The following is an 11,788-nucleotide window of genomic DNA, read 5'->3' on the forward strand; positions in this document are numbered from 1 at the left end:
GCGGGCTGGTGCTTGGGTCAAGACCCAAGCCACGCTTTGGTCGCGGTACACCCCAACAATCCCGACGGACACATCTGGCAGGCCAGCGATCTGGATGCCGCATATACGATCATTGACGAGAGTTTCTGCGATATCATACCCAATCAGTCGCTGATCCATCTGGCAGCACGCCCCGGCACGGTTGTACTTAAGAGCTTCGGCAAGTTCTGGGGGCTTGCAGGGCTACGCCTTGGCTTCGCCATTGGCGATCCCGTCATCCTTGCCAAACTGCGCGACCTGCTGGGACCGTGGCAGGTATCCGGCCCCGCCCTCGCCATCGGGGCCGAAGCGCTCTCCGATCCGGCATGGGCTGATGAAACCCGCATCAGACTGGCAGATGACACAACACGGATAGACAGGCTGATGACACAAACGGGGGCGGCGTTGGTTGGCGGCACCTCGCTCTTCCGGCTCTACCAAGTGGATGAGGCCACAACCCTTCAAACCAGACTTGCCAGAGGCCACGTCTGGTCGCGAACATTCCCTTATGCCCCTGACTGGCTACGGCTCGGATTGCCCGCACCAGACCGCTGGGAACAACTGGAAGCCGCACTTTGACCCTTATCTTTGGCATGATACTCGATGCGCTTTTGGGAGAGCCGCGCTGGCTCTGGTCACGCATACCGCACCCCGCAGTCTTGATGGGGCGCGTGATCGGGTGGTGCGATGCGCGCTTCAACACAGGCGAACACAAAAAACAGTCAGGTTTCCTCACAATGCTCGCGCTCTGCGCCATGGCCGCGATGCTGGGATGGATTATCGAGAGTGTGCCAGGATCCCTCCTCGATGTGATCATCGTCGCAATCTTACTTGCGCAACGCTCGCTTGTTGATCACGTACAAGCTGTCGCCGATGCCCTCCGCCTGTCCCTTGGTGACGCCCGCCGCAGCGTTGCGATGATCGTCGGACGCGACACGAAGGATATGGATGCCCCCAGCGTCGCGCGCTCAGCGATTGAAAGTGCCGCGGAAAACCTCTCTGACGGGGTGACAGCACCTATTTTCTGGTTTGCAATCGCTGGCCTGCCCGGCCTGCTAATCTATAAAATCACCAATACGGCAGACAGCATGATCGGCTACCGCACCCCCCGACACGAGGATTTCGGCTGGGCTGCGGCCAGGCTTGATGACCTCCTTAATCTGATCCCTGCAAGGCTGACTGCAGTGATGATCTGGGCTGTCACATCTCGGCCCGACATCGGCGCGATCCTGCGCGAAGCCCCGTTGCACCGCTCGCCCAATGCAGGCTGGCCCGAGGCGGCAATGGCGCATGGTCTTGATATCGCGCTCAGTGGCCCACGCAGCTATGATGGTGTCATGCAGCCCTATCCCTTTGTGAATGCAGAAGGGGAACGTACGCTGGGACCGGATGATATTGATCGCGCGGTTCAGACGCTCTGGCGGACATGGGCACTGACCCTCGCACTGGCCCTCATTGGTGCCCTCGCGTTGTCCTGATCGGCAATATTCCCACATGCGCACAGGGCCCGCCTTGCGCTGCACAGCCGCACTGATACGCTATCGACATATTCTTGCATGGAGATTTCAATGCGCAGCGCCATTTTCGCTTTATCCATTCTCGCAAGCACCGCCAACGCGCAAACCTGCGGCGGTCCGGTGGGTCCCTTTATTGAAGGTGTCAAAGCCGAAGCACGCGCGACAGGCATCCCGGCCCAAACCGTCGATGCGTTCTTCCAAGGCGCACAAATTGATCCGGCCGTGATCAACGCAGACCGTGCGCAAGGCGTGTTCCAGCGGGACTTCATCAGCTTTTCGCGGGCATTGATCAGCCAGAACCGGATCGACAACGGGCGCATCTATGGGCAAAGGCTGGATAGCACCTTCAATACAATCGAGACCCGTTTCGGGATCCCGCGCGGCGTGCTCTTGGCGTTCTGGGCTTTCGAGACCGACTACGGGCAGGTGCAGGGATCGTTCAACACCCGCAACGCGCTGCTGACACTCGCACATGATTGCCGCAGACCAGAGCTTTTCCGCCCCCAACTGATCGCTGCGATTGAACTTTACCGCCGCGGCGGCATGAACCCTGCCACGACAACAGGGGCATGGGCGGGAGAAATCGGGCAACTCCAGAAACTGCCCCGCGAAATCATCCGTCAGGGCATGGATGGGGATGGCGACGGGATTGTCGACCTCAAAGGCTCATCGGCAGATGCGTTGATGACGGGTGCAAATGTGCTGTCGTCTTTGGGCTGGCGCGCAAATGAGCCTTGGCTGCAAGAGATCGTTGTCCCGGAAAACCTCGACTGGGCGCAAACCGGACTGAACCATAAAGCCAGCGTGCGCGACTGGGCCGCGCGCGGCGTGCGGGCCCGCGAAGGCGCGCTTGGGCCTGCCAACCTTCAGGCCTCGGTGCTGCTCCCTATGGGGCGCAACGGCCCTGCCTTCCTCGCCTACCCGAATTTCGAGGTTTATTTCGACTGGAACAAAAGCTTCGTCTACGTCACCACCGCCGCTTATTTCGCAACACGGCTTGGCGGCGCGGCCGTCTATGACGCAGGCAATCCGACACCCGCGCTCAGCGGTCAGCAAATGCAGCAACTCCAGCAAAAACTCACGCAACGCGGCCACGACGTGGGCGGCATTGACGGCATCTTGGGGGCAATGACACGCGCAGCAGTCCAAGCCGAGCAAATACGTTTGGGGCTGCCTGCCGACGCATGGCCCACAATCGACCTGCTGAACCGGCTGTAACAAACCCTGTTATTACTGGCCCCTTAAATATCCCCGCCGGAGGCTCCGGCTCAGGCCACCATCGCAGCCGCTTTTTTCAGATCCACCGACACCAGCTGCGACACACCCTGTTCGCCCATGGTCACCCCGAAAAGCCGGTCCATCCGGCTCATCGTGACCGCATGGTGGGTGATAATCAGGAAACGGGTCTCGGTGCGCCGTGCCATCTCGTCCAGCAAATCACAGAATCGCGTGACGTTGGCGTCATCAAGCGGCGCGTCCACCTCGTCCAGCACACAGATTGGCGCTGGGTTTGCAAGGAACACCGCAAAGATCAGCGCCAGTGCTGTTAGCGTCTGCTCGCCCCCCGACAACAGCGACAGCGTGCTCAGCTTCTTGCCCGGCGGTTGACACATGATCTCAAGGCCCGCCTCAAGGGGATCATCAGATTCAACCAGTACCAGTTTCGCCTCACCACCAGCGAAAAGATGGGTAAAGAGCAAACCGAAGTTCTCGTTCACCTGCTCAAATGCTGTCAGCAACCGCTCACGACCTTCACGGTTCAGGCTCGCAATCCCCGAACGCAGCGCTGCAATGGCGGCCTCCAGATCGGCCTTTTCGCTGACCAGACCGTCATGCTCGACCTGCACCTCTTTGGCGTCTTCCTCGGCGCGCAGGTTTACCGCACCCAAAGCATCACGTTGCCGCTTCAGCGCATTCACCTGCCCCTCGACCATCTCGGACGCGGGCATCTGATCCACATCCATCTCAAGCGTCTCCAGAAGCTTCTGGGGCGTGACCTCTTGCGCTTCCATGATCCGCTCGGCGGCATAGGCTACGGTTTCGCGGGCCGCATCAGACCGCGCCTCTGATCGCGCCCGCGCCTCGCGTGCCTCAGAGGCAAGGCGCTCGGCGTCACGCTCATGATGGCCCGCATCGCGCAGCGCACTATCGGCCGCGGCCAGCTTGTCTGCCGCAGCCTTGCGCCGTGTCTCCGCCTCATCAATCGCATCCGCCAGTTCGGCACGCTTGGCGGCAATTTCCTCGGGTGCTGCACTGGCCTCGGCCAATGACGCCTCGGATTCTTCCTTGCGCTGTGCAAGTTCTGCTGTGCGTTTGTTGGCAGTCTCCAAACGGTGCTTCCAGCCGCTGATCTCTTTGGTGATCTCCTGACTGCGCTTCAGGCGCATTTCACCTTCGCGGCGCACCTCGTCATGGGCAGAGCGGCGCGACATCATCGTGATCCGTGCCGCCTCGACCGTCATCTTGATATCTTCAACAGAGGCCCGCGCCGCATCCAGATCGCCCAGATCCTGCGCCGCTTTCTCGGCCTCCACCAACGCGCGCCGTGCCGTCAGCGCCTCTTCCTCATTGCGCTTCACCGCCAACCCGAGGCTTTCCAGCTTGCCCTGTGACAGGTTGCGCTCTGCCTCGGCACGACTGGCCGCGCGGTTGGCATCTGCGACAGCTTGATCTGCATTGCGGCGGGCTTGCCGTGCGGCATGGTCCGCTTCGGTCTGTTGCTTCAACAAAGCGGTCAGGCTTTCATGGGCCTGTGCCGCACCATGGGCCGTCGCGGAAACCTCTTCCAGATCCCGCTTCAACTCGGTCAACCGGTTCAGCTGTTGCAATCGCAGTGCTGCGGCAGAGGGGGCATCTTCCGCACCTGCGCGGAACCCGTCCCAGCGCCACAAATCACCCTCAACAGAGACCAGCCGCTGACCGGGTTTCAAATCGGCCTGCAAACGCGGCCCGTCGGCTGCATCCACCAAACCCACCTGAGACATGCGCCGTGCCAGGACCGCGGGTACAGTCACATAATTCGTCAGCGCCTTCACGCCTTCCGGCAGCGTTTGCGGCGCCGCATAGCCGGGCAATAAAGCCCAGCCCGATTTGGCATCTGACGCTACTTCCGGCGCACGCAGATCATCGGCCAAAGCAGCGCCCAGCGCTTTTTCATAACCACCCTGCACGCGGAGCAGGTCAAGCACCTGACCTCCCTCTGCCGTGTCGCGTTCGACCAGTTTCGCCAAGGCAGCCACCTCGGCACGCAGAGCATTCGCCTCGCCCTCGGCCTCGGAGCGCAAGGCACGTGCATCACTTTCCCGCGCCTGCGTTGCGGCCCGCGCGCTTTCAGCCTCGTTCAGGGCAACATCGGCCGCTTCTGCCGCAGCGACAGCCGTTTTCTCTGCCGCGCCAGCAGTCGCAAAATCGGCCTCGGCTTTCGCCAATGCCGCCTCTGCTTCTTTCATCGCAGCCTTGGCGCGCGCTGCCTCGTCTTCGTGCCTGCGCAACGTCGTGCGGTTATCATCCAGCAGGCGCTGCGCCGACTGGTGCCGTGCCGCAAGCCGCGCCACATCTTCGGTCAGTTGCGACAGATCGGCCTCGCGTTGTTGCAAAACGCCTGCTGCTTCACGCGCTGCATCTTGCGCATCTTTCAGGCGGTCCTCGTGCCCTTCGCCGGCCTTTTCAATCTCGCGCGCTTCCCATTCCAGCCGCGCGATCGTTTCGCCCGCATCCTTGTTCAGCCCGCTTTCGCGCTCCATATCGCGGGTCAGCTGATCAATGCGGCCACTCAGCGTCTCGATCATGTCCAGTGCGCGTTGTTCCTGATCCTTCAGGGTATCGCGCTGCACCTGCAATCGCTGTAGCACAGCCGCCGCAATCGCCTCTTCCTCGCGCAAAGGCGGCAAGGCCTCCTCGGCACGCGCACGGGTTTTGGCGGCCTCACGCGCAGCTTTTTCGGCTTGTGCCGCTGCAGTTGTGCGTTCGCGCAACTGGTCTGCAGCGGCCAAGAGCGCCTCATCGGCCTCTTTCCAGCGGCGGAACAGCAACATGCCCTCGGCGCGGCGCAGTTTGTCACCAATCTCGCGATACCGCGCGGCCTGCTTGGCCTGCCGCGCCAACTGGCCCAACTGGGCCGCCAGCTGGTCGATCACGTCATCCACGCGGGTCAGGTTTGATTCTGCCCCCTTCAGCTTCAACTCTGCCTCATGGCGACGCTGATACAGGCCCGAAATCCCCGCCGCCTCTTCCAAAATACGGCGGCGCGACTTGGGTTTGGCGTTGATCAGTTCGGAAATCTGGCCCTGCCGCACCAAAGCCGGCGAATGAGCCCCGGTCGAGGCATCGGCGAACAGCATCTGCACATCGCGCGCGCGCACGTCCTTGGCGCCAACCTTATAGGCCGATCCCGCGTCGCGGGTGATCCGGCGGATGATCTCAAGGTTGTCATTGTCGTTAAACGCGGCAGGTGCCAGACGCTCACCATTATCAATGACCAAGGAGACTTCCGCAAAATTGCGCGCAGGCCGCGTGGCAGCACCGGCAAAGATCACGTCCTCCATCCCGCCACCGCGCATCGCAGTGGGGCGGTTTTCACCCATGACCCATCGCAGCGCCTCAAGCAAATTGGACTTGCCACAGCCATTGGGCCCCACGACACCGGTCAAACCATCCGCGATGATCAGATCGGTGGGGTCCACAAAGCTCTTAAAGCCGTTCAGTCTGAGTTTGCTAAAGCGCAACGATTCTTGCCTGTATGATTCCTCAACCTGCGAAAGCATCACCCTGCGAGACAGCACGAGTCAACGTCCCCAACCCCGCATGTGCCATGTTCCGCCGTGTTATCCACAACATATTGCGGCGTTTTGCAGGTTTCTTGCGCTTTTCTATACTGCGATAAAGCGATTGGGGTTCCGTGCGACTAGGTGGCCGCTACGATGCTTTCCTTGCCAATGCGTCCAATTGACTTACCTGAACAAAATTGTTCCCAGGCAAACTGGAACTTCGTGACCAAGAGGAAACCAATGCGCAATATCACTTTTCTTGTCGTCGGTCTGGCGGCGGGCACCTTTGTCGGCACAATGCTCAATGGCAGTGACTTGATCGCGAGTGGTACGCATAGCGGACATCAAATGGGGACGGCGCCCTATGATACGCTGGGCGACGATCGCAAGAATATCTGGCCCTCTGATCTACCCGCACCGACCGTCGCGCTTGATCTGCAGCCCGATCCCGCATCAGGACATAACCTCTTTGTCACGCTGGATGGCTTTGAGATGACACCCCAGGACGTCAACAAGGCAGTTGAGCCGGGAACAGGCCATGGCCACCTCTTTATCAACGGCGAAAATATTGGCCGTCTCTATGCGCCGATGCGTCATTTGGTAAATCTGCCTAAGGGCGAAGTGACGATCCACATGTATCTGGGCGGCAATGACCACAAGGTATGGATCGTGGACGGTAAACCTTTGTTCGTCGAAGAAACCTTTGTAATCGAATAGCCCTCTTGCAACTCGCGCGAGGTAACGCAAGAAAGGGGCCCGTCGTACGCGTTATGGAATGGACCCCGATATGCCCGCCAAGATCCCAGCTACAGTTGTCACAGGTTTCCTCGGAGCCGGCAAAACGACCCTGATCCGCCACATGCTGCAAAACGCACAGGGCAAGCGGATTGCGCTGATCATCAACGAATTTGGCGATCTTGGCGTCGATGGTGATATCCTCAAGGGCTGCGGTGATGAGGTCTGTTCCGAGGATGATATCGTTGAGCTGTCCAATGGTTGTATCTGCTGCACCGTGGCCGATGATTTCATTCCCACCATGGAAGCTTTGCTTGCGCGGGAAAACAAACCAGATCACATCGTGATCGAAACCTCCGGCCTTGCCCTGCCGCAACCGCTTGTGCGCGCGTTCAATTGGCCGGGCATTTCGACGAAAGTCACCGTGGATGGCGTTGTGACCGTTGTGGATGGCCGCGCCGTCCACGACGGCCAGTTTGCCCATAACGTCGCCGCCGTGGATGCCCAGCGCGCGCTGGACGAAAACCTCGACCACGAAACACCCCTGTCCGAACTCTTTGAAGATCAGGTCGCCTGCGCCGATATGATCGTGGTGAACAAAATCGACCTGCTGGATGCGGCCGAGGCTGATGCGCTGACCGCGCGGCTGAAGTCAGAGGCGCGCGACGGCGTACAGGTCATCAAAGCCACGATGGGCGCTTTGCCTGTTGATGTGCTCTTGGGGCAAGGGATCGGGGCCGAGGGCGATCTGGCCGCGCGCCATGAAATCCATCACCATCACCACCATGACGACGACGAAGACGAAGACGATCATGATCACGCGCATGAGCACGGCCATGACGAATTCGAAAGCTTCATCGTCACACGCGGCGAGATTGCCGATGCAAGCGCCTTTGCGGCACAGGTCGCCGATGTGATCCGCGCCAACAACATTCTGCGCCTCAAAGGCTTTGTTGCTGTCACAGGCAAACCCATGCGCCTGACCCTGCAGGCCGTGGGCCCCCGCGTGGACACCTATTTCGACCAACCCTTTGGTGCCGCCCCTCGCGAAACGCGGCTTGTCGTCATTGGCGAAGCTGGCCTCGACCAAGCCACGATCACCACCGCCCTGCAAGCATGATCATCGTCGCGCGAACAGACCCGCATCATCCACAGGCCACCGCTTTGCTCAAACAAAGCCACGCCTTGATGCAAGAGCTGTTCCCGCCCGAGGATAACTTTTACCTCGATATCGACGATCTGGTGGCACCCGACATCCATTTTTTTACCGCGCGGATCGGAGAGGATATTCTGGGCACCGGCGCGCTCATGATCAAACCCGATTACGGCGAGGTGAAATCCATGTTCGTGGCCGAGGCCGCACGCGGCAAAGGCATCGCCGCCGCTCTGCTCCGCCAGATCGAAGACACCGCCCGCGACGAAGGCCTGCACATGCTCAAACTCGAAACAGGCAACGTTCTAAAGGCCGCGCACAGGCTCTACGCGCGGCATGGTTTTATTGAATGCGGTGTCTTCGGCGATTACGCCAACGCCAAAAGCTCGGTTTTCATGGAGAAAGCGCTGTGACCTCAGCCCTTCTTCTTCTCTGCCGCCGCCTTTTTCATGCGCGCCAGCAAAGCGGCCTTATCTTCGCGTGCACCAAAGGGCTTTTTGCCCGATCCATGTGCGTTATGCTCTTCGTGCTTGGGGGCTTTTTTGCCCATTTTCGGCGCTCCTGCGGCTTTGTAATCCATGATCTCTCTTTCACGTTTGCGCGCGCTCTAGCACGGGGGCAAAACGAATGCACCTGCTAGCAGCAACACCGGGGGCAATCAGCGACGGCAGCGAACCGGTCGATCTGGGGCAAACCCCCGCCGATGTGGTGATCATTTCCGCAGCCGATACCGAACTCGCCGCGCTGGCCGAGGCCCGCGCCGAGATGGCCGCGCCTCCCGGCTTGCGACTGGCCAACATGATGCACCTGACACACCCGATGTCGGTTGATCTGCATCTGGATGATTGTGCCACGAAATCAAGACTGGTGATCGCGCGCATTCTGGGTGGCGCAGGCTACTGGAAATACGGCCTTAGCCAATATGCCGCCCGTCTGCGCGAAGCGGGCATCCCCTTTGCGGCCCTTCCAGGTGATGACAAACCCGACCCCGAATTACGCGAACTCTCGACCATCAGCCCGGAAGACTATGACACGCTGTGGTCATATCTCGTCGAAGGCGGCCCCGAAAACACTACCAACCTTCTCGCCTATGCCAAAGCCATGCTGGAAGGCGGCGAAAAACCCAATCCCCCACGCCCGCTTTTGCGTGCAGGCGTCTATTGGCCGGGCGCCGGTATCGCCGATTTGCAAGCGGCGCAATCCGGCTGGACAACAGGCGCATCCATCGTGCCAATCATCTTCTACCGCGCATTGGTCCAAGGCGGGGGTCTGAACCCCATCAACCGTCTGACGCGCAGCCTGGCGCGCGCAGGGCTGAACCCGCTGCCCGTTTTCGTGGCCAGCCTGAAAGACCCCGTCAGCACCGAGACGCTGAACCAGATCTTCGACGCAGCCCCGCCTGACGTGATCCTCAACTGCACCGCCTTCGCTGTGGGTAGCCCGCATGACGGTGACGACAGCCCCCAGAACCCCCTGCTCAGCAATAACGCCCCCATTTTTCAGGTCATCCTCTCCGGTGCCGCCGAGGCGACATGGGCCGAAGGTCTCCACGGTCTCACCGCCCGCGACATCGCGATGAACGTGGCCCTGCCCGAGGTCGACGGACGCATCCTGTCACGCGCGGTCAGCTTCAAAGGCGAAGCCTTCTTTGATGAGGCAACCGAATGCCCCATAGCCACCTATCAGGCCCGTGGCGACCGGATTGATTTGGTCACACAACTCACGAAAAACTGGGCCAGCCTGCGCCAGACGCCCGCCGCGACAAAAAAAACTGCACTGGTCCTCGCCAACTACCCCAACAAAGACGGAAGACTGGCCAACGGTGTTGGCCTCGACACCCCTGCGGCCACAGTTCACGTGCTGAACTTGATGAAAGACGAGGGCCACAACGTCTCCCCGCCCAAAGACAGCGCAGCACTCATGGCGCAAATCATGGCGGGCCCCACAAACTGGCTGACAGATCGGGCTGACAAGGAGGGTGGCGAATTTCTCCCTCTCGACACCTACCTGATGCACTTTGAAGCCCTGCCATGGGACATCAAGGAACAGATCACAGCGCGCTGGGGCAAGCCCGAAGATGACCCCTTTATCATCTTGCCTAAAATACTCCCGCCGGAGGCTCCGACAGAGCCCGCAAGAACAGGGTTCGCCCTGAGCATCCACCGTTTCGGCAACGCCGTCGTTGGCCTGCAACCGGCACGGGGCTATAACATCGACCCGGCCGATACCTACCACTCCCCTGATCTTGTCCCGCCACACAACTATCTGGCTTTCTATTTCTGGCTGCGCCACCACTGGGGTGCTGATGCCATCGTGCATATGGGCAAACACGGCAACCTCGAATGGCTGCCGGGCAAAGCCGTAGCCCTCTCCGAGACCTGCTGGCCCGAAGCGGTCTTCGGCCCTACCCCCCATATCTACCCTTTCATCGTCAACGACCCCGGCGAAGGCACCCAAGCCAAACGGCGCACATCCGCAGTGATCATCGACCACCTCACACCGCCGCTCACCCGCGCGGAAAGCTATGGGCCGCTACGCGACCTAGAAGCGCTGGTTGACGAATATTATGAAGCCGCAGGCGTCGATCCCCGCCGCATCGACCACCTCCGCCGCGAAATCCTGTCACTCTCTGATGTGACCGGCCTTGCCAAGGACGCAGGCTTCACCGGCGACCAGGACGGTGATTTAGGGAAACTTGACGCCTATCTCTGCGAACTCAAAGAAGCACAAATCCGCGACGGGCTGCATATTTTCGGGCAATCTCCGACAGGCCAGCAAGAACGCGATCTTGCCATAGCTCTGGCCCGCGTCCCGCGTGGCGATGGTAAAGGCAAAGACGCCTCGCTCTTGCGTGCACTGGCCGCCGATCTCGCACTCGGCATCGACCCGCTCGATTGCGATATGGCTGGCACGCCGCCAGAAAAACCAGTCACGCTGGCCGATAGCACCACATGGCGCACAAACGGCGATACGGTCGAAAAACTCGAGACCCTCTGCCAACGCCTCGTCTCCCGCGAAGAGCGCCCGCCAGGGCCGATGAGCGCGGCAGTGCTGGACGAAATCCACAACCAAATCCTGCCCACGGTGCAGGCTTGCGGGGCTGCAGAAGGGGCGGCGCTTCTGCGCGCACTGGACGGCCACTTCATCGCCCCCGGTCCATCGGGCGCACCCACACGCGGGCGCATGGATGTGCTGCCAACCGGGCGGAACTTCTACTCGGTCGACAGCCGCGCGGTGCCAACGCCAACCGCTTGGGCCTTGGGCTGGAAGTCCGCAAACCTGCTGATCGAAAAACATCTGCAAGACCACGGAGACTGGCCCCGCAGCCTGCTGGTCACCGCATGGGGCACGGCCAATATGCGGACGGGTGGCGATGACATCGCCCAAGCGCTGGCACTCATGGGGGTCAAACCCACATGGGACAGTGCCAACCGTCGTGTCACAGGGTTTGAGGTGCTGCCCCAATCCGTCCTGGGCCGCCCGCGCGTCGACGTGACCCTGCGTATCTCGGGTTTCTTCCGCGACGCCTTCCCGCAACTGATCGCGCTGGTCGATAGCGCCGCGCGTGCGGTGCAGGACATGGATGAACCCGATGATCA

General features: G+C 60.7%; 9 protein-coding genes. 7 read left to right on the plus strand and 2 right to left on the minus strand.

Features of this window, described 5'->3' with window-relative positions:
- The 3 genes from VGP75_RS18405 to VGP75_RS18415 all read left to right on the plus strand — a co-directional run.
- The coding region (locus VGP75_RS18405) for an aminotransferase class I/II-fold pyridoxal phosphate-dependent enzyme (protein ID WP_327545043.1) at positions 1–597 on the plus strand (597 nt) is incomplete at its 5' end.
- Positions 594–1,496, plus strand: coding sequence for an adenosylcobinamide-phosphate synthase CbiB (gene cbiB / locus VGP75_RS18410; RefSeq protein WP_327545044.1), 903 nt, complete (start codon positions 594–596; stop codon positions 1,494–1,496). The genes VGP75_RS18405 and cbiB, both read left to right, overlap by 4 nt.
- A 90-nt stretch (positions 1,497–1,586) precedes the next feature.
- A complete protein-coding gene (locus VGP75_RS18415) occupies positions 1,587–2,753 on the plus strand; it encodes a lytic murein transglycosylase (RefSeq protein WP_327545045.1) in 1,167 nt (388 codons plus the stop codon).
- Positions 2,754–2,803: 50 nt separating this feature from the next.
- Here VGP75_RS18415 and smc read toward each other — a convergent pair whose 3' ends face one another.
- On the minus strand, positions 2,804–6,259 hold the full coding sequence (gene smc, locus VGP75_RS18420) for a chromosome segregation protein SMC (protein WP_327545046.1): 3,456 nt from the start codon (positions 6,257–6,259) through the stop codon (positions 2,804–2,806).
- Positions 6,260–6,541: 282 nt separating this feature from the next.
- On the opposite strand from smc, the gene VGP75_RS18425 reads away from it, so the two are divergent.
- The 3 genes from VGP75_RS18425 to VGP75_RS18435 all read left to right on the plus strand — a co-directional run bounded on the left by VGP75_RS18425 (position 6,542) and on the right by VGP75_RS18435 (position 8,602).
- Positions 6,542–7,018 carry a hypothetical protein gene (locus VGP75_RS18425; RefSeq protein ID WP_327545047.1) on the plus strand — a complete coding sequence of 159 codons (477 nt, stop codon included), beginning with the start codon at positions 6,542–6,544 and terminating at the stop codon, positions 7,016–7,018.
- A 70-nt stretch (positions 7,019–7,088) separates the two neighbouring features.
- Positions 7,089–8,156: a cobalamin biosynthesis protein CobW gene (cobW, locus tag VGP75_RS18430; protein ID WP_327545048.1), complete on the plus strand. Its 1,068-nt coding sequence runs from the start codon at positions 7,089–7,091 to the stop codon at positions 8,154–8,156.
- Positions 8,153–8,602: a GNAT family N-acetyltransferase gene (locus VGP75_RS18435; protein WP_327545049.1), complete on the plus strand. Its 450-nt coding sequence runs from the start codon at positions 8,153–8,155 to the stop codon at positions 8,600–8,602. Before cobW ends, VGP75_RS18435 begins: the two co-directional genes overlap by 4 nt.
- 2 nt (positions 8,603–8,604) lie before the next feature.
- Here VGP75_RS18435 and VGP75_RS18440 read toward each other — a convergent pair whose 3' ends face one another.
- Complete coding sequence (locus VGP75_RS18440; RefSeq protein WP_055295866.1) at positions 8,605–8,769, minus strand: hypothetical protein; 165 nt, start codon at positions 8,767–8,769, stop codon at positions 8,605–8,607.
- 47 nt (positions 8,770–8,816) lie between these two features.
- On the opposite strand from VGP75_RS18440, the gene cobN reads away from it, so the two are divergent.
- The coding region (gene cobN / locus VGP75_RS18445) for a cobaltochelatase subunit CobN (protein WP_327545050.1) at positions 8,817–11,788 on the plus strand (2,972 nt) is incomplete at its 3' end.

This window comes from Yoonia sp., from assembly GCF_036007805.1.
In the GTDB taxonomy this organism is placed as follows: domain Bacteria; phylum Pseudomonadota; class Alphaproteobacteria; order Rhodobacterales; family Rhodobacteraceae; genus Yoonia.